The sequence below is a fragment of the Pseudomonas sp. FSL L8-0168 genome (assembly GCF_037976155.1).
Taxonomy (GTDB): domain Bacteria; phylum Pseudomonadota; class Gammaproteobacteria; order Pseudomonadales; family Pseudomonadaceae; genus Aquipseudomonas; species Aquipseudomonas paracarnis.
The window spans coordinates 3,502,340-3,527,856 of sequence record NZ_CP150262.1; the positions used below are offsets into that span (position 1 = coordinate 3,502,340).

Sequence of the window (25,517 nt, forward strand, 5' to 3'; positions counted from 1 at the left end):
AAGACGGCCTGACAGTCAACACAGTTGGACCGTGTACATATCCATTTCTGCGGTAACGGCCACTTAGGGTTCCGCTTTTACAGCGGCTCACTTTTGAAAAGCGCAAAAGTAAGCAAAACGCTCTTGCCCCACCACTCGGCACCTCGCCCAGGCTCGGTGTGCCCGTAATCCGCCAGTGATTTGGGGGGCCGCCTAAGATCAAGATCAAAAGCAGATCAAGATCAAGGGCGGCTCGCTTCGCATCGTGGTTACCGTTGAGCACTACAGCGTTGTGTAGATACACATGGCTATCGCAGGCAAGCCCGCTCCCACAGTTGGGTCGTGTGAGCACCGTCAGATCCCACATAGCTTGCGCAACAAATCGGTGTCCAAGTGGTGCTCCACCAAGTCCGCCAACCGCTCGATATCGCGCTCGCGCAAGCCGTGATAATCCACCTCTTGCACCTCCTGCAACCCGGCCCAACGCAGCAAGGCGCTGCACGCTGCCGGGGTCTCGAACAAGCCGTGCAGGTAGGTGCCTAGAACTTGCCCATCAGGGCTCTGCGCGCCATCGCTGCGGCCATCGTCCAGCAGGACCGCAGCGCTTGCCAAGGCAGCGCCGCAGGTCACCCCCGCATGGATTTCATAACCGCTGACGTCGGCATCTTCCAATACCAGACGCCCACGCACATTGCGCAGTTGTTTCTCTTGTTCCAGGGTGGTGCTGAACGCCAGCAACCCAAGGCCGGCACTGGAGCCCGCGAGCCCTTCCAGACCCAGCGGGTCATGGACCTGCTCGCCGAGCATCTGCAAGCCGCCGCAGATCCCCAGTACCTTGCCGCCATAACGCAGATGCCGCGCCACGGCGGTGTCCCAGCCATTGGCACGCAGATAGGCCAGGTCACTGCGCACGCTTTTCGAGCCCGGCAGGATGATCAGGTCAGCGGCAGGTATCGCCTGGCCCGGCCCGACGAACTGCAAGTCCACCTGGGGGTGCAAGCGCAGCGGGTCGAAGTCGGTATGGTTGCTGATGCGCGGCAGCACCGGCACCACCACCTTGAGCACCTGGGCGGCCTTGTCGATCTGGCGCTGGTCGATGCCGTCTTCCGCCTCCAGGTGCAGGTCCATCACGTAGGGCAGCACGCCGACGACCGGTTTGCCGGTGCGCGCTTCGAGCCAGTCCAGCCCTGGTTGCAGCAACGCGATATCGCCGCGAAAACGGTTGATGATGAAGCCCTTGACCCGCGCCTGTTCACTGGGCGACAGCAGCTCCAGGGTGCCGACCAGATGGGCGAACACGCCGCCGCGATTGATGTCTGCGATCAACAGCACCGGGCAGTCCACCGCCTCGGCGAAGCCCATGTTGGCAATGTCATTGGCGCGCAGGTTGATCTCGGCCGGTGAGCCCGCGCCTTCGACCATCACCACCGGGTAGGCCTGGCTCAAACGCGTGTGGGAGGCCAGCACCGCTTGCATCGCAATGGCTTTGTAGTCGTGATAGGCCACGGCATTCATGCTGGTGACCGCACGGCCATGGATGATCACTTGGGAGCCGGTGTCGCTGTTGGGCTTGAGCAATACCGGGTTCATGTCGGTATGGGGCGCCAGGTTGGCAGCCTGGGCCTGCACCGCCTGGGCGCGGCCGATCTCGCCGCCTTCGGCGGTCACCGCGCTGTTGAGCGCCATGTTCTGCGGTTTGAACGGTGCCACCGCGACGCCTTGGCGTACCAGCCAGCGACACAGCGCAGTCACCAGGGTGCTTTTACCGGCGTCGGAGGTGGTGCCCTGCACCATCAACGTGGTCATGTGGCGTCCTTGTAGGCGGCCAGGGCTTCATCAAGGCGCAGCCAGTCGGCGTCGGTGTCGGGCAGGCCCAAGCGCACGCTGCTGTTGTGCACGAACAGGCGCAGCAGGATGCCGCGTTGGGCCATGAATTCGTACAGCCGTTCAGCGTGGGGGGTAATCAACCACTGGAACAATGCGCAGCCGCCGTGCGGTTGAAGCCCACGGCGCTCAAGCAACTCGAACAGACGCTGGCCGGCTGCGATGCAACGACTGCGCTGGCGCGCATGCCCGTCGGTGTCGCGCAGGCACACTTGGCCCAACACCCGCGTCGGCCCACTGACGGCCCAGGGCCCGACCTGTTCGGCCAACAGCTTGAGCAACTTGCGCTCGGCCAGCACAAAGCCCAGGCGCACGCCGGCCAAGCCGAAGAACTTGCCGAATGAGCGCAGTACGATCAAGCCGACCTGATCGGCATGGCTGGCCAGGCTCAAGTCCGGGGTCACGTCAATGAACGCCTCGTCCACCACCAGCCAGCCACCGCGCTGGGCCAACCGCGCATGCCAGTCCAGCAGGCGTTGCGGGCTCAGGCTCAAGCCCGTGGGGTTGTTGGGGTTGACCACGACCAGCACGTCGAGGCTGTCGAGAAAGAAGTCGACTTCCTGCTCCTGCACTTCGCGCACCACATAACCGGCGCGGCGCCAGGCTTCGGCATGTTCGGCGTAACAGGGCGAAAGCACTCCGACCTTGCCGGAACGACGCAAGCGCGGCAGCAGTTGGATCGCGGCCTGAGAGCCCGGCACCGGCAGCAATGGGCCGGCGCCGTAGTACTCGCTGGCAGCCTTTTCCAATCCGTCGTCGGTTTCCGGCAAACGCGCCCAGGCACGCAAGGGAATCTCGGGAATCGGCCACGGCCAGGGCGCCAGGCCGCTCGACAGGTCGAGCCAATCCGCTTCGGCAATGCCGTACTCAATCGCGGCCTTACGCAGCCGACCACCATGTTCAAGCATAGATTTGCGCCCCCACGCACAGGACCAGCAGCCACAGCCACACGCCGCGCTGCACCAGTTGCCAGCCGCGATCAATGGAATCGGCGTCGGCCGGCGGGCCTTCGCCCAATGGCGGGCGCTGATGCACCTCGCCGTGATAAATCGCCGCGCCGCCGAGCTCCACACCCAAGGCACCGGCCCCTGCCGCCATCACCGGGCCGGCGTTGGGGCTGTCCCAAGTCGGGCCCTGAGTGCGCCAGCATTTGAGCGCCAGGCGGGTTTTACCCAATAACGCGTAGGTTAAAGCCACCAAGCGCGCAGGAATATAGTTGAGCACATCATCGATCCTGGCGGCTGCCCAACCGAAGCGCTCAAAGCGCTCATTGCGATAGCCCCACATGGCGTCCAGGGTGTTGCTCAGACGATAGAGCACCACGCCCGGCACACCGGCCACCACAAACCAGAACAACGCGGCGAATACCGCATCGCTGCCGTTCTCCAGCACCGATTCGGTGGCTGCGCGGGCCACTTCAGTACGGTCCAGTTCACTGGTCTGACGGCTGACCAGGTAACTCACACGTGTACGCGCCTCGTCCAGGTCATCACGGCGCAGGGCCTGGGCCACTGGTATCACGTGCTCGCCCAGGCTGCGCATGCCCAGGGCGCAGTACAACGCCAGGATCTCCAGCAGCCAGCCGATATAAGGCGCCCACGACAACGCCGTGGCCAGCAGGGTCAGCGGCACCACCGCAATAAACCACGCGGTCACACCATGGCTGCGCCAGCCACGCCCGCCAGTATTGAAACGTTGCTCGATGCGCCCGGCGAAATTGCCGAACGCCACCAGCGGATGCCAGCGCCTGGGCTCACCGAGCAGCGCATCCAGCGCCACCGCAGCCACACACAGCAAGGCCACACTCATTGACTCACTCCCCACGTGTTTTCATACAGCATGTCACTCAGCGGTCGCGGATCGGCCCAGCCTTCAAGCTGCAACATCGGTGCCGGGTAAAACTCGGCCACCGGCCCCAGGCACAACACTGCAAGGGGTTTTGCGCCGGGTGGCAAACCCAGCAACTCGGCCAGGGCCTGGGGGTCGAACAGCGAAACCCAGCCCATGCCCAACCCTTCCACGCGCGCCGCCAGCCACAGGTTCTGGATGGCGCAGGAGAGCGAGGCCATGTCCATTTCCGGCAGGGTGCGGCGCCCGAAGATGTGGCGCTCGCGATCGTCCATCAAGGCGGCGACCAATACCTCGGCACAATCGTTGATGCCTTCGACCTTGAGCTTCATGAACGCATCGGAGCGCTCGCCCAATGCTTCGGCGGTGCGTACGCGCTCTTCTTCTACCAACTGTTGAATCTGGCTGCGCAACGAGCGATCGCTGATGCGGATAAAACGCCACGGCTGCATCAGGCCGACGCTGGGCGCCTGGTGCGCAGCGTGGAGCAGGCGCTGCAGCAGTTCAGGCGCGACGCTGCCACCGCGGAAGTGGCGCATGTCGCGGCGTTCGGCGATGGCGCGGTAGACGGCTTCGCGGTCGGCTTGGGGGAATGCGTTGTCAGTCATGGCCTCTTCGCGAGCAAGCCCGCTCCCACATTGGATTGGTTTGCAACTGGGTCAACTGTGGGAGCTGGCTTGCCTGCGATAGCGGTCTCAAGGTCGGGCGCAAACAACGCGGCCACCGCGCCAGGATTCGACGGAAAATAAAAGTGCACATAGGAGGCGGTCAAACGACCCTGTCGGTAAACCGCTTCAGCACCGCGCCCGCCGTTAGGGCTCAGGCCACGGGCAATCGGCGCCCATTCGGTACTGGTCAGGGAATGGTGATAGGTATGCCCGCGCAAGGTCCCCTCCGGCAGCTCGACGCTTTGCAGCGCCAGGGCCGCGAGTTTCTTCTGCATCACCGCATCGCCTTGCAACAAGCCAACCAGTTCGGCGCGCTCACCCTCCACATCGGTCAACGAGTCGAGCAGATAGAGCATGCCACCGCATTCGGCGAGCAGCGGTTTGCCAGCGGCGTGATGAGCACGAATGGCGTCCAGCATCGAGGTATTGGCCGACAATGCCTGGTGGTGCAGTTCCGGATACCCGCCGGGCAAATAGAGGCTGTCCGCTTCAGGCAATTGGCGATCATGGATCGGTGAGAAGAACTTCAGCTCCGCGCCCATTGCCCGCAACAGATCCAGGCTGGCGCCGTAAGTAAAAGCAAAGGCTTCGTCACGGGCCACGGCAATCCGCACACCGGCCAGCAAGGGTTCGGTTTCGATCACGTGCGGCGCGGCAAAGGTCACCGGCGGCGGCAGGGCCACTTCGCAACTGCTGCCCAACGCCTGGGCGGCGGCATCCAGGCGTATATCAAGGTCATTCAGTTCGCTGGCTTGCACCAGGCCCAGGTGGCGGCTGGGCAGTTCGATGCCGGTCTCGCGGGACAATGCACCGTACCAACGCAAGCCCTCAGTGAGGCTGCCTTCAAGCAATTGCGCATGGCGCAGGGTGCCGACGCGATTGGCCAGCACGCCGGCGAATGGCAGGTCGGGCTGATAGCGCGCCAGCCCCAGGGCCAGGGCGCCGAACGTCTGGGCCATAGCCGTGCCATCGATCACGCCCAGCACCGGTACACCGAAGTGCCGCGCCAAGTCAGCGCTGGAAGGCGTGCCGTCGAACAGGCCCATCACGCCTTCGATGAGGATCAGGTCGGCCTCCCCCGCTGCCTCCCAGAGCAGGCGGCGGCTTTCCTGCTCGCCCACCATCCACATGTCCAACTGGTACACCGGCGCGCCACTGGCACGCTCGTGGATCATCGGGTCGAGAAAGTCCGGCCCGCATTTGAACACGCGCACCTTGCGCCCCAGGTTGCGGTGCAAACGCGCCAACGCGGCGGTGACCGTGGTTTTGCCCTGGCCGGACGCCGGAGCGGCGATCAGTACGGCCGGGCAATGACGGGGCTGATTCAAAGTTCGACGCCTTTCTGTGCCTTGATACCGGCCTGGAACGCGTGCTTGAGCATGCCCATTTCGGTGACGGTGTCGCCCATTTCGATCAGCTCAGGCTTGGCGCCACGGCCGGTGACCACCACATGCTGCATGGGCGGGCGGGCTTGCAGGTCGCTGAGTACCTGGTCCAGGTCAAGGTAACCGTGCTTGAGGGCGATGTTCAGTTCATCCAGCACCACCAAGCCGATGGAAGGGTCATTCAACATGGCCCGGGACACTGCCCAAGCCGCTTCGGCAGCGGCGATATCGCGCTGGCGATCCTGGGTTTCCCAGGTGAAACCTTCGCCCATCACGTGAAAGCGCACCTGCTCGGGGAAGCGGCGAAAAAACAATTCCTCGCCGGTGCTGTTACGCCCCTTGATGAACTGCACCACACCGCACTGCATGCCATGGCCCATGGCCCGGGCCAACATGCCGAACGCCGAACTGCTCTTGCCTTTGCCGTTGCCAGTCAGCACCAGCAGCAGGCCGCACTCGTTGGGCGAATTGGCGATGCGCTCGTCAATCACGGCTTTTTTGCGCAGCATGCGCGCCAGGTGGCGTTCGTCGCGGTCGGGGGAATCAGTCATGGCAGCTCTCCGTTGGGGCTGGACAAAAACGGCGGGCAGGAAAAAGAAACAACAGACAGCCAAGCATCGCCCACCGTGATGCTGTTGGATGATTCAGGCCGGTCTCCGGGCTCATGAGTGGCGCTTTTGATAGCAAGCAGCCGAGGGCGCGCCTTCCCATATCGCACGCGACACAGTGGCAAACAGCACCGTCTTGACTCATTTACCGTTGCGGGGGCAGCGCCGGAATCGCGGCAGCACTGTGTACAAGTGCGCTCACTCACCGGCTTCCCTGTTTCACTCTGTCGACGCGCGCGCCACAGAGCACCTGGAACAAGCCGCGAAGGTTAGTGGGTTGGGGGTGGAGCGTCAATTAAAGCTGGCCTTGTACTTGAACCATCCGCCGTTCGTGCTTCTCTACCCCTACAGGTATCAAGGAGAAAACCATGCCTAAAACCCGACTCGCCCTACTGATCATGTTCGCCGGTAGCCTCGCTGCGTGCGGCGAAAGCTCGACCCTGCAGGTCGCCGACGGCACCGGGCCCTCGCCCCGGCTGCCGGAGCCGAACAAGACGTTGATCCCCACCGTCAATATCGCCCGGGCCATCGGCTGGCCCGAAGGCGCCAAGCCCGTCGCCGCCGCCGGCACCCAAGTGGCCGCATTCGCCGAAGGCCTGGACCACCCGCGCTGGCTCTACGTGCTGCCCAACGGCGACGTGCTGGTCGCCGAGACCAATGCACCGCCCAAGCCGGACGATGCCAAAGGCGTGCGCGGCTGGGTGATGGAAAAAGTCATGGACCGCGCTGGCGCCGGCGTGCCGAGCCCGAACCGCATTACCTTGCTGCGCGATGCCGACCATGACGGTGTGGCAGAAACTCGTACGGTGTTCCTGGAGAACCTCAACTCGCCGTTTGGCATGGCCTTGGTGGGCAACGACCTGTACGTGGCCGATTCGGATAAGTTGCTGCGCTTCCCCTATCAGCCAGGTGAAACCGCGATCACCTCCCCAGGCACCAAGGTGGTGGATTTACCCGGTGGCCCTTTGAACCACCACTGGACCAAAAATGTGGTGGCCAGCCAGGACGGCAGCAAGCTGTACGTGAGCGTCGGCTCCAACAGCAACGTCGGCGAAAACGGCTTGGAAGCCGAACAGGGTCGCGCCGCCATTTGGGAAGTCGACCGCGCCAGCGGCCAACACCGCATTTTTGCCTCCGGCCTGCGCAACCCCAACGGCATGGCCTGGGAACCCCAGAGCGGCAAGCTGTGGACGGCAGTCAACGAGCGCGATGAGATCGGCAGTGACCTGGTGCCGGATTACATCACCTCGGTCAAGGATGGCGGCTTCTACGGCTGGCCTTTCAGTTATTACGGCCAGCATGTAGATGTGCGTGTGACCCCGCAGAACCTGGACATGGTCGCCAAGGCCATCGCTCCCGACTATGCGGTAGGCCCCCATACTGCCTCGCTGGGGTTGACCTTCGCCGAGGGCAGCAAACTGCCGGCCCCCTTCAGTAATGGCGCATTTATCGGCCAGCATGGCTCCTGGAACCGCAAGCCGCACAGTGGCTATAAGGTGATTTTCGTCCCCTTCGAAGGGGGCCAGCCGAAAGGGCAACCGGTGGATGTGCTGACGGGGTTTCTTGATAGCGATGAGAAAGCCATGGGCCGGCCGGTCGGCGTGGTGATAGATCAGCAGGGGGATTTGCTGGTGGCCGATGATGTGGGCAATAAGGTTTGGCGGGTGTCGGCTGTTAAGTAAATAACCACATACCCATGTGGGAGCGGGCTTGCCCGCGATTACGGTGGCCCAGCCAACTAAGCCGTTGACTGACACACTGCATTCGCGGGCAAGCCCGCTCCCACATTTTGGAGTTTTATTGATTCAGGGGTTACGCGCCAGATTCCCTGGCAACACGCGTTTGGCACTCAGGTAGGCATTCTGCCAATACGCTTTGGATAGCGTATCCAGCTTCACCGTACCGCCGGTCTGCGGTGCATGCACGAAGCGCCCTTCGCCCACATAGATGCCCGCATGGCTGACCCGCGAACCGCCACCGGTGGCGAAGAACAGCAGATCGCCGGTTTGCAGGTTTTGTTCGCTGACGTCCTGGGCACGCATCACGATCAATTCACGGGTGGTGCGCGGCAATGAGATGCCGGCAGCGTCGCGGAATACAAAGCCGATCAAGCCACTGCAATCGAACCCCGAGTCCGGTGTGTTGCCGCCCCAGCGATATGGCGTGCCGACCAGGCCCAGCGCACGAAAGAGCACGTCTTCGGCAGCAGGCGAGAAATTTTGGGTGGCATAGTTGAACACCGGCTTAGGCTTGACCGCGACGGGCGCGGGCGGCGGTGTACGACTGGCGCAGGCGCTGAGCAGCGCGGCGCAAACAATAAGCATCAGGCGGGCCGAGGTCGACATGTGCAGAACAATCCTGGTCTGGATGCGGCTTTCGCTGCCGAACGTTGAAAACCAGAACGCGCAAGCAAAGCTCGCGCGAACGGATGACAACAATGTCCAGGGATTCTAGCGCTTACACGTCAAACTTCAAGTATCACTTTAACTTTACTTACTAGCGGTAACCGTAGTCGGAGCCATGGCGAGTGCACGCTTGGCTTCGATGAAGGTTTTGCTCCAGTAGCTATCACCGAGGTTATCGACCCGAACACCACCACTGCGGCGGCTGCTAGAGTGAATAAACTGGTTATCGCCCAGGTAGATACCGGCGTGGCTGACACGACCGCGACCACTGGTACTAAAGAAAAGCAGATCACCGGGCTTGAGGTTGTTTCGCGCGACCAACGGTGCATTCACGTTGATCATCTCGCGCGTAGAGCGCGGCAGATTCATGCCAGCTTCTTCACGAAACAGGTAGCCAATGAACCCACTGCAATCAAAACCGGCTTCCGAGGTGCCGCCGAAACGGTAACGGGTACCGATCAAGGACATGCCGCGCTCAAGGATGCTGTCGGCCAGAAGAGGCAGTTGGTAAGGCTTGCTGTCAGAGAACTCGGCGAGTTCTTTTTCGGTTGCCACCTCTTCTTCATAAACAGAAGCAGACTGTGCAGCAACGAACTTTGCCTGATTTTGAACCTGTGGTTTTTGCTGTTCTGCCACCTGCTGAGGGTGGGAGGCGCAACCAAACAACAGGGTAACGAGTGCGAGAGGCACGAGGGGTGCGAAGCGATTTAGCATGGGCACGACCGTGGCTGATGTGTAAAGAAGCCGAGACTATGCCCTCTATCACATCGATTTGCAAATTCAATCGCGATCTATGTGACTTATCGTTTCGACTATGCCATCTAAGCCGTGATTCCATTTCTCGCTTGAGTTGCGTAGCCCTTCGGGCTCAAACGCAGGTTTTCTGACGCCTTGAAAATGCCGTTACACGGAAAATCAAGACCTTACCAGCCCAAGGTTTCTTTCAGGAAAGGGATCGTCAATTTTCTTTGTGCCTGCAAGGAAGCCTGGTCGAGTTGCTCAAGCAAATCGAACAGCGCGCTCATGCTGCGGGTGCCACGGGTGAGGATAAAGTGCCCGACTTCGTCGGTCAGGTGCAGGCCACGACGGGAAGCGCGCAGTTGCAGCGCACGCAGCTTGTCCTCATCGGATAATGGGCGCATCTGGAAGATCAACGCCAGGGTCAGGCGCGACTTGAGGTCAGCCAGCTTCACCGGCAGTTCACGCGGCGAGGTGGACGCAGCGATCAGCAAGCGCCGGCCGCTGTCGCGCAAGCGGTTGAACAGATGAAACAGCGCCTCTTCCCACTCCGGCTTGCCGGCCACTGCCTGCAGGTCGTCGAGACACACCAGTTCATATTGCTCAAGGTTATCGAAGATGCCGATCCCGCGGTCCATCAATTCGGCCAAGGGCAGGTAGACCGCCGGCTCGCCCGTCTGCTCGAAACGCAGGCATGCGGCCTGCAGCAGGTGGGTACGCCCCACGCCATGCTTGCCCCACAGATAGATCAGGCTTTCAGTCCACCCGGCGTCGGCTTCGCAAAGCCGCTCCACATAGCCGAGTGCAGCGGCATTGGCGCCTGGGTAGTAGTTGATAAAGGTAGCGTCATCACGCAGACGCACACCTAGGGGCAGCTGAATCGGTTTCATGCTGACTGAACGGCTCCCATCGAACCGTTAGTGGCCTCTATGTAAAGTTTGCAAAGTTTATACCCGTGACGCCGGGCGCACAATGCAGCAGACCACAAGCAAAATCAAAGGTTTGCGTTAATCCGGGGGTTTTACGCAGTTTGTTTGACGCACCCCGGCGCCAGAAACAACAAACCCGGCCAGGGCCGGGTTTGTGACACCGCGATTACAACTCGGGCTCATCCACCCCGGTATACACGTCCGAATCCTTGTACAGGTCGTGCACATGGCGCACCAGCACCATGATCACCGCCGCCACCGGCAGCGCCAACAGGATGCCGGTAAAACCGAACAGCTCGCCACCCGCCAAAATCGCAAAGATCACTGCCACCGGGTGCAGGCCGATCCGATCGCCCACCAGCAGTGGCGTCAGCACCATGCCTTCCAAGGCCTGGCCCACCATGAACACTGCGACAATCCCCAGCATCGGGTACAGGTCGCCGCCGAACTGGAACAGCCCGGCCACCAGCGCCGCACCGATGCCGATCACAAAGCCCATGTACGGCACGATGGCAGCCAAGCCCGCGATCAAGCCGATCAACAGCCCCAGCTCCAGGCCGATCGCCATCAGGCCAGCAGCGTAAATCACCCCCAGGGCCAGCATCACCAGCAACTGGCCACGCACGAACGCACCCAATACCTCATGACACTCCGCTGCCAGGGAAACAACACGCTCTTCGCGGTCACGAGGCAGCAGACTGCGGATCTTGGCCATCATGATGTCCCAGTCTCGCAGCAGGTAGAACGCCACCACCGGGATCAGCACCAGGTTGGTCAACCAGCCGATCAGCGCCAGGCTCGACGCAGTCGCCTGGCTGAGCACCACCGTGACGATATCGGTGGTCTTGTCCATATGCTCGCTGATAGCTGCCTTGACCTTGTCGAACTTCCAGAAGCCATCGGCCAGCCCGAACTTGGACTGGGCCCACGGCATTGCCGTGTGCTGCAACCAGTCGAGCATCTGCGGCGCCAGCTCATAGAGGCGAAACAGCTGCTTGGCCAACATCGGCACCAATATCAACACCAGCGCCGTGATGATCAACGTGAACAGCGCAAACACCGTGATCACGCCCCAGGTGCGCGACATGCCGACTTTTTCCAGGCGATCCACCACGGGATCGAACAGATAGGCGAGCAGTAGCGCCACCAGGAACGGCGTCAGGATCGAATGCAGCAAGAACACAAAACCGCACAGCAGGACAATCCCGCCAAGCCACACCCAACGACGCGTATCCGCCATAAACCACTCCATCTGTTTTTTACGCCCTTCTTCTATATAGAAGGAGGAACACTATTTACCAACGAAAACGCAGTTGCGCCTGGGGCTCAGGTGCAACAGCCGGTTGCGTGCCATCGATCACGGCTGGCTGGGCCGGGGCTTCGCCAGCAGGAATTTCCTGCAGCTTGGCCAAGCTCAATTGGGTGCGAAGTTGTTCGGCGCTGCCATTGACGCGATACACGATCCGGGTGCCATCCACTAACTGCGGCTGGCCGCCAAAGGGCTCCAGCAAACGGCCCAGGGCGGCGTAGCGCTCCAGGTTCATGCCTTGCACTTCAAGCAGTTGCTCACTGCTCACCCCAGGTTTGACCGCAAAGCGCGGCGCCAGCTTTTGGCTGACCGCCAGCAATACCGCGTCGGCAAGCGCGGCAGTGTCAGCGCCTTGGGCGGTGCCCTCCTCTGCCTTGTCGCCCAGCCACAAGCGCCATTTTGCCTGCCACTGGCTACCCTCCTGACGCGCATGCACTGCCAGCAACGCATCGGCACCGTAACGCTCGGAGGCTGCGCGCAAAGGCGTGGCGTCCGGGCTTTCAAGGTTCGGCGCGGTGGCGACTACCTGTTCATCCAGGTCTCCCAGCGGCAAGCGCAGCGGCAGACCCCGGTGTTGCGCGGCCCGGCGCAGGGCCTGGGCAACGGCCTGGCCATCGCCGACCAGGCTGCTGCCTTCAGTTGAATCGTTCAGCCACCAACCCAGGATCGATGGCCGGTTGCTGCCCCAGATCGACAGGCCCGCATCCCGCAAGGCGCGGTCGGTGCTGACCGGGTCGAAGTCCACTTGCAGGCTTTCTGGCGGGCCGGCGTCGTAGCCGTACTGGCTGATGATTTGTTGCGGGTCTTTGCGGATCGCCGCCAGGCCAGGGCCATCGGCGGCCTTGGCGTCGCCGGTCAGGCGGATCACGAGGGTCTGCACAGCACGCTGGGTGGCTTGGTCGCGCTCTTGGGGCGACTGGCTGCTGACTGGTTCAAGTACTTGATAGAGGCCATTGAGGGTTTCGGCATGACTCGCCAGGCTGACCAACGACAAGCAGCCTACAAAGAAGAATTTACACAGACGCATGGAAGATTCCCGAACGACAAATTTAGCGGTTGGAACAGACCGCGTGATCTCGGCTTGGCAAGGCTGTGACACAGCGACCGGTAAAACATTCACAAGGTCCCGGTAAGTTTTCATACTGTCATAACGCTAGCGAGCTCAAGGCTATACCTTAATACGCACGATTACCGGCCCGATTTGCATTTTTTTGAACTCATATGCCCTGCCCGTCGGCCCGAGGATGGCCGCTGCCCCTCAAGCCTGATAAAATCGCGCGCCTTCGCAGACCGTCAACGGCAGGGCCCTTTCCAAAAGCCCCCGCCCGCCCGGTCGTTACCCAGAAATCCCCCCTAAAGGCCTGGATCATGAGCAAGCAACCCTCCCTGAGCTACAAGGACGCCGGTGTAGACATCGACGCCGGTGAAGCATTGGTCGAACGCATCAAGAGCGTCGCCAAGCGCACTGCGCGCCCTGAAGTCATGGGTGGCCTGGGCGGTTTTGGCGCCCTCTGCGAAATCCCGGCCGGCTACAAGCAGCCTGTACTGGTGTCCGGCACCGACGGCGTGGGCACCAAGCTGCGTCTGGCTCTGAACCTGAACAAGCACGACAGCATCGGCATCGATCTGGTCGCCATGTGCGTCAACGACCTGGTGGTGTGCGGCGCCGAACCGCTGTTCTTTCTCGACTACTACGCCACCGGCAAGCTCAATGTCGAGACCGCGACCCAGGTCGTAACCGGCATCGGTGCTGGCTGCGAACTGTCGGGCTGCTCCCTGGTCGGCGGTGAAACCGCTGAAATGCCAGGCATGTACGAAGGCGAAGACTACGACCTGGCCGGCTTCTGTGTCGGTGTGGTGGAAAAAGCCGAGATCATCGACGGCTCCAAAGTAGCTGCTGGTGACGCCCTGCTCGCCCTGCCATCGTCCGGCCCGCACTCCAACGGCTACTCGCTGATCCGCAAGATCATCGAAGTGTCCGGCGCCGACATCGAGAACATCCAGCTCGACGGCAAGCCACTGACCGACCTGCTGATGGCGCCGACCCGCATCTACGTCAAGCCACTGCTCAAGCTGATCAAGGACACCGGCGCCGTCAAGGCCATGGCCCACATTACCGGTGGCGGCCTGCTGGACAACATCCCGCGCGTACTGCCAAAAGGCGCCCAGGCGATTGTCGACGTGGCCAGCTGGCAGCGCCCGGCTGTCTTCGATTGGCTGCAGGAAAAAGGCAACGTCAACGAAACCGAAATGCACCGCGTGCTCAACTGCGGCGTGGGCATGGTGATCTGCGTTGCGCAGGAACACGTTGAAACCGCACTGAACGTGCTGCGTGAAGCCGGCGAGCAACCTTGGGTGATTGGCCAGATCGCCACTGCTGCCGAAGGCGCAGCCCAGGTTGAACTGAAGAACCTCAAGGCTCACTGATGCCCCAGACCTGTGATGTCGTGGTGCTGCTTTCCGGCACCGGCAGTAACTTGCAGGCCCTGATCGACAGCACGCGCACCGGCGACAGCCCGGTGCGCATCGCTGCGGTGATTTCCAACCGCAGCGACGCCTACGGTCTGCAACGCGCCCGTGACGCGGGTATCGATACTCGCTCCCTGGATCACAAGGCGTTCGACGGTCGCGAGGCCTTCGACAGCGCCTTGATCGAACTGATCGACGCCTTCAACCCCAAACTCGTGGTCCTTGCCGGTTTCATGCGCATCCTCAGCGCAGATTTCGTCCGGCACTACGAAGGGCGCCTGCTCAATATCCACCCTTCCCTGCTGCCCAAGTACAAAGGCATGCACACCCACCAGCGCGCCCTCGACGCCGGCGACAGTGAGCATGGCTGCAGCGTGCACTTTGTGACCGAGGAACTCGATGGCGGGCCTCTGGTCGTACAGGCAGTGATTCCGGTAGAGTCAGGCGACTCGGCGCAGACGCTTGCGCAACGGGTTCATACCCAGGAACACAGGATTTACCCGCTGGCTGTTCGCTGGTTTGCCGAAGGACGGTTGATTCTTGGCGACCAGGGTGCATTATTGGACGGCCAGTTACTCGCGGCCAGCGGCCACTTGATTCGAACCTAGGAGATTTTATGCGTCGCGCCCTGCTTTTCGCTTTTGCGCTGTTCGCTTTGCCTGCCGTACAAGCGGCAGACCTTCACCCCTTCTCCGTCAGCTACACCGCCGACTGGAAACAACTGCCCATGAGCGGTTCGGCTGAACGCAGCCTGAGCAAGAATGGCGACGGTACCTGGACCTTGAATTTCAAGGCCTCGATGATGATTGCCAGCTTGACCGAAACCAGCGTGATCCTGTTCGACAAGGACACCCTGCAACCCAAGAGCTACAGCTTCGAACGCGGCGGCCTGGGCAAGGCGAAGAAGATCAACCTGGACTTCGACCAGAGCGCTAAAAAAGTCACCGGCTTTGAAAACAAAGACCCGGTCAATGTCACTCTCGAAAGCGGCATGCTCGACAAGTCCACCTACCAGCTTGCTCTGCAACGCGATGTTGCCGCCGGCAAGAAGAGCATGAGCTACCGCGTGGTTGAGGGTACTGATACCGATACCTACGACTTCCGCGTGATCGGCTCGGAAAAGGTCCAGACCAAGGTCGGTTCGATCGACGCGATCAAGGTCGAGCGCGTGCGCGACCCGTCGCAGAGCAAGCGCATCACACAGATGTGGTTTGCCAAGGACCAGGGCGGCATCCTGGTTGCCCTGCGTCAGGTCGAGACTGACGGCAAGGAATACAACATCATGCTGCAGGATGGCACCGTTGACGGTAAGGCTGTCAAAGGCAGCTGATTGCTGATGCACCGGAAAAGAGCCTCGCTGAATGCGGGGCTTTTTTTTGCCTGGGATTTTTAGGGGACGCCACTCCCGCTATCGCATGCAAGCCAGCTCCCACAGTGGAATGCATTCCAAGGTGGGAGCTGGCTTGCCTGCGATAGCGGTGCCGAGGTCAACCTAGCCGACCTGAACATGAAACTTTTGTCATAAAGCCGCTGCGCTGGCGACGCAATGCCTTGGTTTACAAGGCCTGCAGCATTGTTGCGTTCCCCGCAATGAATTATTGCGCGCAAAATCAGTTTACTTAGCAAGCTAACAAATCATATAACAGAGGCCTGCGACGACTTGCCGCAGATCAACCAGAGATTGGAGCAAGCAGATGACTGTAAAAGTAACTGAACGCGACGATGAACATATGTCCCATGAAGCAGTAGGCCACGGGATTCACATCTGGGATGTCCATCAGCAAGACGTATTGGTCGGCATGTTTCACAACGAGAGCGACGCCCACAACTATAAAAACGAGCTCGAAACTCTCGAACTGCAACGCCAGGCAAAAAGCTCCTGAAGCTCTGAAATCATGTGGACGCCCGGCCCACGCAGCCGGGCCGTTTACGAGAAACCGCGCCTTTGGAGCGCGGTTTTTTTGTCAATAATCGCCATAAATTAATGTAACAAAAACACACACAAATAATGATTCTCGATATCATTCGTTCGCTTTTCATTCAGGCTCACGAATCAGGGAATCAATTAGATGCATGGAAATAGCAGCAAGCCAGAAAACGCGTTACTGGAACGCTGGAGCGAAGCACTTGCCACTGCGCAATTTCAGGCCAGCCACGTCAGCCTCCAAGCCCTGATCAATACGCTGGCACCCGCCGCCGAACGTAGCTTCCAACGCCTGATCCAAGCTTTGTTTCGTGAAAGCCTGCTGGCCCCCAGCACCCTCCTTTATGACGAACAGGGGCATTGCTCGCTGACACTACCTTGCCAAGCCCGACTACGTTTCGAACATTTGCGTCCTGGCCGCATGGCAAGCTGGGACCTGCGCGGCGAAGTCATCCTGTTGCGCGAAGGCCAGCCCGAACAGAAAATCCAATTCCCCTCACAATTGTTGACGTTACTTAACGCCAGCCTTGAGTCGCCTGCTGACCGGGAAGTGCTCAACCGCCTCAACGTCGAGATCGACGACAGCTTCATCAACGACACCTTGTGCCTGGCCTTCCATGAGCAATGGACGCTCAAGCTGCATGCGTCCATGGACCCGGTGTATCAAGACAATCTCCTCAGTCATCTCAAGAACAGCCCGAGCGTTATCAACCCGACTTCCGTGCTTGAACAGTGGGGAACACTGGGTCACCCATGGCACCCCAACTACAAGACCAAGCTAGGCCTGAATACCGAGCAAGTCATCGACTACTCGCCGGAATTCGAAGCACGCTTTCCGGTATTGCTGTGCGCGCTGCATCGCCAATTTGCCCATGTCGAAAAGTTGGCCGGTACCGCCGATTACTGGCAGTGGTGGAGCGAGCACTTCCCGCAAGCGGCACAGCAATTGACCGCAGTCCTGCAAGCACAAGGCCTTCAGGCAGGCGATTATCTGCCATTGCCCGCCCACCCTTGGCAGGCACGCCAGGAACTGCCCCAACTGTTCGCCAACGAAATCGGCGACAAACTGCTGGTGCTGACCGATATCGTCGCGTTTACCGCCCACCCCACCATGTCATTCAGAACCGTATTGCCTGAAGGGCGTTGCGATGCGCCTATGGTCAAATTGCCCGTGTCGCTGCGACTGACCAGCGTGCAGCGCACCGTCTCACCGCGCTCGGCGCGCATGGGCCCACGGATCAGCCATTTGCTGCTGGCCATTCTGGAGCGCGAGCCTGCGATTCAGAAAATCCTCAGCATCGTTCCCGAGCGTATCGGTGTGCATTTCAAGCCACAGCCGGCCAATGACGAGCACTCCCGCCACCTGGCGGTGCTCTATCGCGACAATCCCCATAGCCAGCTCCAGCCCGGGGAAATGGCCGTGCCGGTGGGCAGCCTGTTTGCCATTGATCAACACGGCCAGCCGCTGCTGCGCCAATGGGTGCGCCTGAGCCAAGGCAAGGATGACGCGGCGGCCATGCTCGCCTTCTTCCATGAGTACGCGGCGATCAGTGTGCCGGCGCTGCTGGGCATGTATTTGCGCTACGGCGTTGCATTCGAGGCCCATCAGCAGAACTCCTTTATGGTCATGGCCGCAGGCGGGCAATTGAGCCGCCTGCTGTTACGCGATTTCGGCGATATCCGTATCGACCGCAAAACCTTGCACGCCCACGGCCTGGACATTGAACTGCACGACCCGAAGATGACGCTGTACGACGATGCAGGTTTCGTAAGGGACAAGCTGCTGCACACCGTATTCATGTGCCATCTGGGCGAGCTCATCCTGCTTGCCGCGCGCCACTTCGACATCCCCCAGGCGCTGCTCTGGAATGAACTGTCGGCTCAGGTCAGCCAGTGTTTTGACGACCTGCGCTCGCAGGTTGATCCGCAGCGCTGGGCCACCGAGCGCGAAGCACTGCTGGAGCACGCGTGGCCGGCCAAGTCGTTCATGCGCATGCGTCTGCTGGAGAGTCATGCCGATATCGTAGGGCGCCTGCCCAACCCGTTGAGCGCGGCCGCCAATGCCGACTAACAACACCGCGCTGCGGCTGCTGGTGGTGATTCAGTTGGTGTCGATGGGGGCGATGGAAATGAGCGGCCCGTTCTGGCCGCTGCAAATCCAGAAGCTGTTGGGCGTTGCCAATGCTCAGTACACCGGCCTGCTGTCTTCGCTGGTGTATGCCGGGCCGATGATGGCAGCGATGATCCTCACGCCCATGTGGGGGAAGCTGGGCGACCGTACCGGCCATAAGCCCATGATCATCCGCGCGTTGCTGGCACTGGCGGTGTGTCAGGCGCTGGCTGCGATAACGCCTGATCCGTGGTGGCTGGTGGTCATCCGCGTGGTGCAAGGTGCGTTGGCCGGCTTCATTGCAGCTGCCCAAGCCTACGCACTGGCCTGCTGCGGCGACGGCGGACGGGGTCACATTCTTGCCAGGCTGCAATCAGCCACTGCCGTAGGCTCCCTGGCCGGGCCGGTATTGGGCGGCTGGCTCATGGACATATCCGGTTTCGCATTGCTGTGCTACAGCGCCACCGCCGTCTGCCTGTTGTGCGCGATAATCAGCGCGTTCTTGCCCAGCGACTCACCACGATCCAGACCTGCCCGCCCATCGAAGCCTGTCGCACTGCCCAAAGGCTGGCTTGGCGCGATGTTGGGGATCATCGTATTGATCCAGGCAGCCAGGATGATGCCGCAACCATTTTACGCTTTATATGTTGCCGAGGTTTTGCAGGCGCCCGCGTGGCTGATCGGCGCCAGCTATGGCGCCAGCGCCTTGACCCTGGCACTGTCTGCGCCGTTATGGGGCCGCCTGTTCGATCGACATCAGCCAGCACATACGCTGCGCATCATCGAATGGGTCACCTGGGCCTGCGCCCTCACGCTGGCCTGCACGGCGCTGGCCAGTGAATGGTTGGGGTTCATCGCCAGCCGGTTGCTGTGGGGCGTGTGGCAGGGAGCTTTGCTGCCCGTGGCCTACACGCTGATCGCCAATACCGTCGCGTCCAGCCAGCAGGGTTTTGCCCTGGGCATGGGTAACAGCGCCGCCAAAGCAGGTGCGCTGTGCGGCGCCTTGATAGGCGGTATCGGCATGGGGTGGGTGGGCCTGGCGCACAGCTTCTGGCTGGTCGCACTGACCTATGCATTGGCCGCAGTGAGTATCCGCGCGATCCGTTCATATACGCGAGCGCCTGAGACACCCGATTTTTCTGTCAATACTTCTAATAACTCTGAGACAAACCCATGAATAAATCGCAATTGGCCGTTCTGCTGCCGCTTCTCGGCTCGATGAGTGCGCCCGCCTGGGCCGATCAGACAGAACAGACACAGGCAGCCCCGACCAGCCTGCAATTACAGGCAACAGTCGTATCGGCCACGCGCAGCGAAACCAGCATTGCGCAGATTCCAGGCTCAGTGCAGGTGATCAATGAAGCGCAAATCCGCCAGCAGACCGGGGCAGGACGTCGGGTCGCCGATATCCTCGGCCAACTGGTGCCTGGCATTGCCCCTTCCAGCGGCGGCATGAGCAACTTCGGCCAGACGCTTCGCGGGCGTAATACCCTGATCCTGATCGATGGGGTTTCACAAAACGCCACGCGCGATAACTTCCGCCAGCTCAACAGCGTGGCACCGGAAAGCATCGAGCGTATCGAAGTGATCTCCGGTGCCAGCAGTGTCTACGGCGCAGGCGCATCGGGCGGCATCATCAACATCATCACCAAACGCAACCAAGGTGAAGACCTGGCGTTCAGCAGCAAGATCGGCATGACCGCCGGTAACAACCTCAGCCACAAGGGATTCGCTTACCAGGCGTTCCAAAGCGCCACCGGGCGCAAGGGCCCGGTGGACTGGTACCTCTCGGGCAACACCGTGCAGCGCAACGATCAGTTCGACGGTAATGGCAAGCGCATTCCCCAGGACACGTCCCAGGGCAGCAACATGGACACCGATACCTACGACCTGCAAGGTCGCTTCGGCTATGAGCTTGATGACGACAAGAAGATCAGCCTGTCGCTGCAAGACTACAAGGACGAACAAGACACCCGCTACACCAAGAACCCCCGCATCACCAGCAACGCAGTCGCCGTAAAAGGCCTGGACCTGGGCGACCAACCCTACACCCACAACCAGGCGGTCAACCTCAACTACGCCGACAAGGATTTCTACGGCCAGGGCCTGCAGATCGAAAGCTACTGGCGGCGGGCCGACGCCCTGTTCTTTCCAGACCTGTCCCGAGGCCGGGCAGGCGTGTCAGATAACAACAGCGTGCAGGACGTCTACGGCCTGCGTGCGGCGATCGAGACCCAGATGCCGGACATCGGCCCGGCAACGGGCAACCTGGTATGGGGCGCGGACTACGACCATGAAACCTCACGCCAGCGTGGCGACCAATACCGGGTCAATGGCCTGACCTACACGAAAACCGGTACCACGTTCGAACTGGGTCCAGATATCGAGACCACCACCAAAGCCATCTTTGGCCAGCTCTCCTACGACATCGACAACTGGACCTTGCGCGGTGGCGTACGTCGCGAATGGATTGAGAGTAAAGTCTCCGACAGCATCGCGTATGGCGAAATCGTCCAGACCGGCAACCGCGCGACACTGCCCGGCGGCACGCTCAAATACGATGACACGCTGTATAACCTCGGTGCGGTGTACCACCTGACCGACAACCAGGATGTGTTCGTCAACTTCAGCCAGGGCTTTTCCCTGCCGGATATCCAGCGCTTCCTGCGTGACGTGAACAGCCAATACGATATCCAGGACCTCAATGCCCAGGCCTTGAAAGTCGATAGTTACGAGCTGGGCTGGCGTGGCGACTGGGACAAGTGGCAGGCCAGTGTCACCGCGTACGAAAACACCTCGGATGTCACGCAGTTCTATGATGCCAATGATCGTGTGCTGCGCCTGATCAATCAGAAAGAACGCGTACGTGGCGTCGAAACCGGCCTGACCTATAACATCAGTGACCAATGGTCCGTCGGCGGTACTTACGCTTACGCCAAAGGCGAGACCCAGCAGAACGGCAAGTGGATCGACCTGCCTGCCACCCGCATCTCCCCCGCCAAGACCACAGCCTTTGTCGGCTATGAGCGTGACGACTACAGCCTGCGCTTGCAGGGTATGCGCCTGGCCAATTATGACGCGGCGGCCAAAGACAACAACGGCCGCGATATCCAGGGCTACACCCTGGTCGACTTGCTGGGCTCGGTAAGGCTACCGGTAGGCCGCCTCGAAGGTGCGGTGTACAACCTCACGAACCGCAACTACCAGAACATGTTCGCCCAGGCCAACGCCCGCGCACCGTACCCGAACGCCGAAGGTCGTACCTTCAGCCTGAGTTACGCAGTGGATTGGTAACAGGCTGCACGCTTAAAACACAAACCCCGCCGTTTGGCGGGGTTTGTCGTTTCTAGCGGCTTACCACATCAGATCATCAGGGATCTGGTAAGCGGCGTACGGATCGTCTTCATCCGGCACCTGGCTTTCGGTGAGGATGTTGAGCTGCACGATACGCTCCGGAGCACGCTCCTGGATTTTGAGCGCCGCTTCGCGCGGGATCACCTCGTAGCCGCCACCGTGGTGCACGATCGCCAGGGAGCCGTTGCTCAGCTTGTTGCGCATCAGCGTGTTGACCGACAGGCGCTTGACCTTCTTGTCATCGACGAAGTTGTAGTAGTCCTCGGTGGTCAGCTTGGGCAGGCGCGAGGTCTCGATCAGTTGCTTGACCTGGGCGGTACGCGCCTTGGCCTCGGCTTTTTCCTGCTGCTGACGGTTCAGCTCCTGGTCACGCTTGACCTTCTCGGCGTGTGCCTCAGCGGCCAGGCGCGCCTGAGTATCATCGACTTCGGCCTGGCCCTTGTGGACCAGGCGCTGCTGTTTCTGCTTCTCTTTGCCGACCTGTTTGGCCTGCTTTTGGTTGACCAGACCTGCTTTGAGCAACTGGTCGCGAAGGGAAAGGCTCATGGTGCTTACTCACTTAGGCAGCTGCTCAACCGCAGCTGGACACATTCTTTTCCTGGCGTTTGGCTTCGCCCCACAGGGCGTCCAACTCTTCGAGGGTGCAATCTTCTATGGGTTGGTGCGTATCGCGCAATGCCTGTTCGATAAATCGGAAACGTCGTTCGAACTTGGCATTGGCACCGCGCAAGGCGGTTTCCGGGTCGACCTTGAGGTGACGGGCCAGGTTGACCGCGGCAAACAGCAGGTCGCCGACTTCATCGGCGATGGCCGCCGAGTCGTTATCGGCCATGGCTTCGAGCACTTCGTCCAACTCTTCGCGCACGTTATCCACCACCGGCAACGCGGACGGCCAGTCGAAGCCGACCTGGCTGGCGCGCTTTTGTAATTTGGCCGCACGGGATAACGACGGTAAGGCGGTGGGCACATCATCGAGCAGGGAGAGTTGCTCGGGAGCGTCGGACTTTTCTGCGCGCTCCTCAGCTTTGATCTGCTCCCAGCGTTCCTTGACCTGTTCTTCGCTCAACTGCGGGATATCCAGCGGTGCGTACAGGTCGCCGGTTGGGAACACGTGAGGATGCCGGCGAATCAACTTACGGGTGATGCCGTCGATCACGCCGGCAAATTCGAAGCGCCCTTCTTCCCGCGCCAGTTGGCTGTAATACACCACTTGGAACAGCAGGTCGCCCAACTCACCTTGCAGGTGATCGAAATCGCCGCGCTCGATGGCGTCGGCCACTTCATAGGCCTCCTCCAGCGTGTGCGGGACGATGGTCGCGTAGGTTTGCTTGATGTCCCACGGGCAGCCGTATTGCGGGTCGCGCAGACGGCTCATCAGGTGCAGCAGGTCTTCGAGTGAATACATCGTATCTCTTTCCGCTGAAAATCCAATGTGGGAGCTGGCTTGCCTGCGATGCTCGCGACTCGGTGCTTCAGTTAAACCGAGGTGATGCTATCGCAGGCAAGCCAGCTCCCACATGAAGCAGCTAACACAATTCAGTTCGCGCCCATCCAGCTATTCATGGGGTGCGGTTGCGCCGGGTTTCGATGATGTTCGGCAACTGGGAAATCCGCCCCAACAACCGTCCCAGTGCGTCCAACCCCGGAATCTCGATGGTCAGGGACATCAACGCAGTGTTGTCTTCCTTGTTCGAACGGGTGTTGACCGCCAGCACGTTGATCCGCTCGTTGAGCAGCACTTGCGAGACGTCACGCAGCAAGCCGGAACGGTCGTAGGCACGGATGATAATGTCCACCGGATACGTGAGCACCGGCACCGGCCCCCAGCTGACCTGGATGATCCGCTCCGGTTCGCGCCCGCCCAGCTGCAGCACCGAGGCGCAGTCCTGGCGGTGAATGCTTACGCCACGGCCCTGGGTGATGTAGCCGACAATGGCGTCGCCCGGCAACGGCTGGCAGCAGCCGGCCATTTGCGTCATCAGGTTGCCCACGCCCTGGATCTGGATATCGCCACGCTTGCCCGGCTTGTAGCCAGTGGCTTTGCGCGGGATCAGCTCCAGCTGTTCGTTGCCGCGCTCAGGCTCGACCAGTTGCTGGGCCAGGTTGACCAGTTGCGCCAGGCGCAGGTCGCCCGCGCCGAGGGCGGCAAACATGTCTTCGGCGATCTTCATGTTGGCCTTTTCGGCCAGCTTGTCGAAGTCCACCTGAGGCAGGCCCAGGCGCGCCAGTTCGCGTTCAAGCAAGGTCTTGCCGGCGGCGACGTTCTGGTCACGCGCCTGTAGCTTGAACCAGTGGACGATCTTCGCCCGCGCCCGCGAAGTGGTGATGTAACCCAAGTTCGGGTTCAGCCAGTCGCGGCTCGGCGTACCGTGCTTGCTGGTGATGATCTCGACCTGTTCACCGGTTTGCAGGCTGTAGTTGAGCGGCACGATGCGCCCGTTGATCTTGGCGCCGCGGCAGTTATGCCCGATTTCGGTGTGCACGCGGTAGGCAAAGTCCAGCGGCGTAGCGCCCTTGGGCAAGTCGATGGCGTGGCCGTCAGGCGTGAAGATATAGACCCGGTCCGGCTCGATATCCACCCGCAGTTGCTCGGCCAGGCCGCCGATGTCGCCGAGTTCTTCGTGCCATTCCAGCACTTGGCGCAGCCAGGAGATCTTCTCTTCGTACTGGTTGGACCCGGCCTTGACGTCGGTGCCCTTGTAGCGCCAGTGCGCGCACACCCCCAGCTCGGCCTCTTCGTGCATGGCGTGGGTGCGGATCTGCACTTCCAGCACCTTGCCTTCAGGGCCGATCACGGCGGTGTGCAGCGAGCGGTAGCCGTTTTCCTTGGGGTTGGCGATATAGTCGTCAAATTCCTTGGGGATGTGGCGCCACAGGGTGTGGACGATACCCAGCGCGGTGTAGCAGTCGCGCATTTCCGGCACCAGCACGCGCACCGCACGCACGTCGTAGATCTGGCTGAAGGCCAGGCCCTTGCGCTGCATTTTGCGCCAGATGGAATAGATGTGCTTGGCGCGGCCGCTGATGTCCGCGTCCACGCCGGTGGCCTGCAGCTCCGAACGCAACTGGCCCATCACGTCGCTGATAAAGCGCTCGCGGTCCAGGCGCCGCTCATGCAGCAGCGTGGCGATCTGTTTGTACTGGTCAGGTTCCAGGTAGCGGAAGGACAAATCCTCCAGCTCCCACTTGATATGGCCGATGCCCAGGCGATGGGCCAGCGGCGCGTAGATGTCGAAGACTTCGCGGGCCACACGGTTGCGCTTTTCGTCATCGGCGGTCTTCACCGCACGGATCGCGCAGGTACGCTCGGCCAGCTTGATCAGGGCGACGCGTACGTCGTCGACCATCGCTACCAGCATTTTGCGCAGGTTCTCTACCTGGCCCTGGGTGCCCAGCACCATCGACTGCCGCGGGCTGAGGCTGGCGCTAATGGCCGCCATGCGCAGCACGCCGTCGATCAGCTTGGCCACCACCGAACCGAAACGCTGGCCAACGGTGGCCAACGGAATATGCCCTTCGCGTACGCCGCGATAGAGCACGGCGGCGATCAGCGAATCCTGGTCCAGCTTGAGATCGGCCAGGATCTCGGCGATTTCCAGGCCAGTGCGAAAACTTGAAGTGCCTTCGGCCCACAGGTTCTTGGCCGCATTGTCTTGCTGTTCAGACTCACGAGCGAACTCGCAGGCTGCTTTCAAGGCTTCACGGTCCAGTGCCGGGTCGACACTGACGGCATGATCCAGCCATGCCTCGAGATTGATACTGCCGTCGGTGTTGATCGGCTGGTGTGCTCTCACCTGTACCATCTTGCTTACCTTCCCTACGACGCACCTTCGATGCGCCAAAATCATCGCCGACTTTACTGCGAGCTCCGTGGCAGTGTTCAGGCCCTGGAGAACGCAGGCCAGTC

22 protein-coding genes and 1 riboswitch are annotated in these 25,517 nt (G+C 61.0%); of the genes, 8 read left to right on the top strand and 14 right to left on the bottom strand.

Translation table 11 applies throughout. The features are described from left to right. Window positions 1–333: 333 nt before the first annotated feature. The 6 genes from MHH62_RS15925 to cobO are packed head-to-tail and all read right to left on the bottom strand — an operon-like array spanning window position 334 to window position 6,315. Window positions 334–1,785, bottom strand: a complete 1,452-nt coding sequence (locus MHH62_RS15925; RefSeq protein WP_130175633.1) for a cobyric acid synthase — start codon at window positions 1,783–1,785, stop codon at window positions 334–336. Beyond that, entirely contained in the window at window positions 1,782–2,771 is a 990-nt protein-coding gene (gene cobD, locus MHH62_RS15930; protein WP_032903127.1) for a threonine-phosphate decarboxylase CobD, read from the bottom strand. Before cobD ends, MHH62_RS15925 begins: the two co-directional genes overlap by 4 nt. Continuing rightward, entirely contained in the window at window positions 2,764–3,672 is a 909-nt protein-coding gene (gene cbiB, locus MHH62_RS15935) for an adenosylcobinamide-phosphate synthase CbiB (RefSeq protein WP_014719390.1), read from the bottom strand. Before cbiB ends, cobD begins: the two co-directional genes overlap by 8 nt. Continuing rightward, window positions 3,669–4,319, bottom strand: a complete 651-nt coding sequence (gene bluB / locus MHH62_RS15940; protein ID WP_014719391.1) for a 5,6-dimethylbenzimidazole synthase — start codon at window positions 4,317–4,319, stop codon at window positions 3,669–3,671. Before bluB ends, cbiB begins: the two co-directional genes overlap by 4 nt. Further along, window positions 4,316–5,707, bottom strand: a complete 1,392-nt coding sequence (locus MHH62_RS15945; RefSeq protein WP_060767400.1) for a cobyrinate a,c-diamide synthase — start codon at window positions 5,705–5,707, stop codon at window positions 4,316–4,318. The genes bluB and MHH62_RS15945 overlap by 4 nt, the downstream gene beginning before the upstream one ends. Next, entirely contained in the window at window positions 5,704–6,315 is a 612-nt protein-coding gene (cobO, locus tag MHH62_RS15950) for a cob(I)yrinic acid a,c-diamide adenosyltransferase (protein WP_005790169.1), read from the bottom strand. The genes MHH62_RS15945 and cobO overlap by 4 nt, the downstream gene beginning before the upstream one ends. A gap of 78 nt (window positions 6,316–6,393) precedes the next feature. Beyond that, a riboswitch (cobalamin riboswitch) is annotated at window positions 6,394–6,641 on the bottom strand. Window positions 6,642–6,740: 99 nt separating this feature from the next. On the opposite strand from cobO, the gene MHH62_RS15955 reads away from it, so the two are divergent. Further along, on the top strand, window positions 6,741–8,054 hold the full coding sequence (locus MHH62_RS15955; protein WP_339231307.1) for a sorbosone dehydrogenase family protein: 1,314 nt from the start codon (window positions 6,741–6,743) through the stop codon (window positions 8,052–8,054). Between the two features lie 123 nt (window positions 8,055–8,177). Here the strand turns inward: MHH62_RS15955 and MHH62_RS15960 are convergent, their stop codons facing one another. From MHH62_RS15960 to MHH62_RS15980, 5 genes are all read right to left on the bottom strand, one after another. Further along, window positions 8,178–8,717 (bottom strand): C40 family peptidase, encoded by a 540-nt coding sequence (locus tag MHH62_RS15960; RefSeq protein ID WP_003193049.1) that lies wholly within the window; start codon window positions 8,715–8,717, stop codon window positions 8,178–8,180. A gap of 144 nt (window positions 8,718–8,861) precedes the next feature. Next, window positions 8,862–9,491: an NlpC/P60 family protein gene (locus tag MHH62_RS15965; RefSeq protein WP_003193051.1), complete on the bottom strand. Its 630-nt coding sequence runs from the start codon at window positions 9,489–9,491 to the stop codon at window positions 8,862–8,864. A gap of 209 nt (window positions 9,492–9,700) precedes the next feature. Then, window positions 9,701–10,405, bottom strand: a complete 705-nt coding sequence (gene hda, locus MHH62_RS15970; protein ID WP_014719395.1) for a DnaA regulatory inactivator Hda — start codon at window positions 10,403–10,405, stop codon at window positions 9,701–9,703. Window positions 10,406–10,610: 205 nt separating this feature from the next. Next, window positions 10,611–11,684: an AI-2E family transporter gene (locus tag MHH62_RS15975; protein WP_014719396.1), complete on the bottom strand. Its 1,074-nt coding sequence runs from the start codon at window positions 11,682–11,684 to the stop codon at window positions 10,611–10,613. A 55-nt stretch (window positions 11,685–11,739) separates the two neighbouring features. Next, window positions 11,740–12,780 carry a DUF2066 domain-containing protein gene (locus tag MHH62_RS15980; RefSeq protein ID WP_014719397.1) on the bottom strand — a complete coding sequence of 347 codons (1,041 nt, stop codon included), beginning with the start codon at window positions 12,778–12,780 and terminating at the stop codon, window positions 11,740–11,742. A gap of 341 nt (window positions 12,781–13,121) precedes the next feature. On the opposite strand from MHH62_RS15980, the gene purM reads away from it, so the two are divergent. The 7 genes from purM (at window position 13,122) to MHH62_RS16015 (ending at window position 21,550) form a co-directional block, all read left to right on the top strand. Then, window positions 13,122–14,180 (top strand): phosphoribosylformylglycinamidine cyclo-ligase, encoded by a 1,059-nt coding sequence (gene purM, locus MHH62_RS15985; RefSeq protein ID WP_014719398.1) that lies wholly within the window; start codon window positions 13,122–13,124, stop codon window positions 14,178–14,180. Continuing rightward, window positions 14,180–14,830: a phosphoribosylglycinamide formyltransferase gene (gene purN / locus MHH62_RS15990; RefSeq protein ID WP_339231309.1), complete on the top strand. Its 651-nt coding sequence runs from the start codon at window positions 14,180–14,182 to the stop codon at window positions 14,828–14,830. Before purM ends, purN begins: the two co-directional genes overlap by 1 nt. An 8-nt stretch (window positions 14,831–14,838) precedes the next feature. Continuing rightward, window positions 14,839–15,552, top strand: coding sequence for a DUF3108 domain-containing protein (locus tag MHH62_RS15995; protein ID WP_014719399.1), 714 nt, complete (start codon window positions 14,839–14,841; stop codon window positions 15,550–15,552). 364 nt (window positions 15,553–15,916) lie between these two features. Continuing rightward, window positions 15,917–16,105, top strand: a complete 189-nt coding sequence (locus MHH62_RS16000) for a hypothetical protein (RefSeq protein WP_003193064.1) — start codon at window positions 15,917–15,919, stop codon at window positions 16,103–16,105. 186 nt (window positions 16,106–16,291) lie between these two features. Then, entirely contained in the window at window positions 16,292–18,217 is a 1,926-nt protein-coding gene (locus MHH62_RS16005) for an IucA/IucC family protein (RefSeq protein ID WP_339231311.1), read from the top strand. Beyond that, window positions 18,207–19,433 carry an MFS transporter gene (locus MHH62_RS16010; RefSeq protein ID WP_103452229.1) on the top strand — a complete coding sequence of 409 codons (1,227 nt, stop codon included), beginning with the start codon at window positions 18,207–18,209 and terminating at the stop codon, window positions 19,431–19,433. The genes MHH62_RS16005 and MHH62_RS16010 overlap by 11 nt, the downstream gene beginning before the upstream one ends. After that, window positions 19,430–21,550 carry a TonB-dependent receptor gene (locus MHH62_RS16015; protein WP_014719401.1) on the top strand — a complete coding sequence of 707 codons (2,121 nt, stop codon included), beginning with the start codon at window positions 19,430–19,432 and terminating at the stop codon, window positions 21,548–21,550. The genes MHH62_RS16010 and MHH62_RS16015 overlap by 4 nt, the downstream gene beginning before the upstream one ends. A gap of 60 nt (window positions 21,551–21,610) precedes the next feature. On the opposite strand, the gene MHH62_RS16020 is transcribed toward MHH62_RS16015, so the two are convergent. The 3 genes from MHH62_RS16020 to relA form a co-directional block, all read right to left on the bottom strand. Further along, window positions 21,611–22,156, bottom strand: a complete 546-nt coding sequence (locus tag MHH62_RS16020; RefSeq protein WP_014719402.1) for a DUF2058 domain-containing protein — start codon at window positions 22,154–22,156, stop codon at window positions 21,611–21,613. Between the two features lie 25 nt (window positions 22,157–22,181). After that, window positions 22,182–23,015 carry a nucleoside triphosphate pyrophosphohydrolase gene (gene mazG, locus MHH62_RS16025; RefSeq protein ID WP_014719403.1) on the bottom strand — a complete coding sequence of 278 codons (834 nt, stop codon included), beginning with the start codon at window positions 23,013–23,015 and terminating at the stop codon, window positions 22,182–22,184. Between the two features lie 154 nt (window positions 23,016–23,169). After that, the gene (relA, locus tag MHH62_RS16030; protein ID WP_005790193.1) at window positions 23,170–25,413 is read right to left on the bottom strand and encodes a GTP diphosphokinase; all 2,244 of its coding nucleotides are present in this window, start codon (window positions 25,411–25,413) and stop codon (window positions 23,170–23,172) included. Window positions 25,414–25,517 lie beyond the last annotated feature (104 nt).

Coding starts and splice junctions, on each gene's coding strand:
- MHH62_RS15925 (WP_130175633.1), bottom strand. CDS start 1,785: ATGACCACGTTGATGGTGCAGGGCACCACCTCCGACGCCGGTAAAAGC.
- cobD (WP_032903127.1), bottom strand. CDS start 2,771: ATGCTTGAACATGGTGGTCGGCTGCGTAAGGCCGCGATTGAGTACGGC.
- cbiB (WP_014719390.1), bottom strand. CDS start 3,672: ATGAGTGTGGCCTTGCTGTGTGTGGCTGCGGTGGCGCTGGATGCGCTG.
- bluB (WP_014719391.1), bottom strand. CDS start 4,319: ATGACTGACAACGCATTCCCCCAAGCCGACCGCGAAGCCGTCTACCGC.
- cobO (WP_005790169.1), bottom strand. CDS start 6,315: ATGACTGATTCCCCCGACCGCGACGAACGCCACCTGGCGCGCATGCTG.
- MHH62_RS15955 (WP_339231307.1), top strand. CDS start 6,741: ATGCCTAAAACCCGACTCGCCCTACTGATCATGTTCGCCGGTAGCCTC.
- MHH62_RS15960 (WP_003193049.1), bottom strand. CDS start 8,717: ATGTCGACCTCGGCCCGCCTGATGCTTATTGTTTGCGCCGCGCTGCTC.
- MHH62_RS15965 (WP_003193051.1), bottom strand. CDS start 9,491: ATGCTAAATCGCTTCGCACCCCTCGTGCCTCTCGCACTCGTTACCCTG.
- hda (WP_014719395.1), bottom strand. CDS start 10,405: ATGAAACCGATTCAGCTGCCCCTAGGTGTGCGTCTGCGTGATGACGCT.
- MHH62_RS15975 (WP_014719396.1), bottom strand. CDS start 11,684: ATGGCGGATACGCGTCGTTGGGTGTGGCTTGGCGGGATTGTCCTGCTG.
- MHH62_RS15980 (WP_014719397.1), bottom strand. CDS start 12,780: ATGCGTCTGTGTAAATTCTTCTTTGTAGGCTGCTTGTCGTTGGTCAGC.
- purM (WP_014719398.1), top strand. CDS start 13,122: ATGAGCAAGCAACCCTCCCTGAGCTACAAGGACGCCGGTGTAGACATC.
- purN (WP_339231309.1), top strand. CDS start 14,180: ATGCCCCAGACCTGTGATGTCGTGGTGCTGCTTTCCGGCACCGGCAGT.
- MHH62_RS15995 (WP_014719399.1), top strand. CDS start 14,839: ATGCGTCGCGCCCTGCTTTTCGCTTTTGCGCTGTTCGCTTTGCCTGCC.
- MHH62_RS16000 (WP_003193064.1), top strand. CDS start 15,917: ATGACTGTAAAAGTAACTGAACGCGACGATGAACATATGTCCCATGAA.
- MHH62_RS16005 (WP_339231311.1), top strand. CDS start 16,292: ATGCATGGAAATAGCAGCAAGCCAGAAAACGCGTTACTGGAACGCTGG.
- MHH62_RS16010 (WP_103452229.1), top strand. CDS start 18,207: ATGCCGACTAACAACACCGCGCTGCGGCTGCTGGTGGTGATTCAGTTG.
- MHH62_RS16015 (WP_014719401.1), top strand. CDS start 19,430: ATGAATAAATCGCAATTGGCCGTTCTGCTGCCGCTTCTCGGCTCGATG.
- MHH62_RS16020 (WP_014719402.1), bottom strand. CDS start 22,156: ATGAGCCTTTCCCTTCGCGACCAGTTGCTCAAAGCAGGTCTGGTCAAC.
- mazG (WP_014719403.1), bottom strand. CDS start 23,015: ATGTATTCACTCGAAGACCTGCTGCACCTGATGAGCCGTCTGCGCGAC.
- relA (WP_005790193.1), bottom strand. CDS start 25,413: ATGGTACAGGTGAGAGCACACCAGCCGATCAACACCGACGGCAGTATC.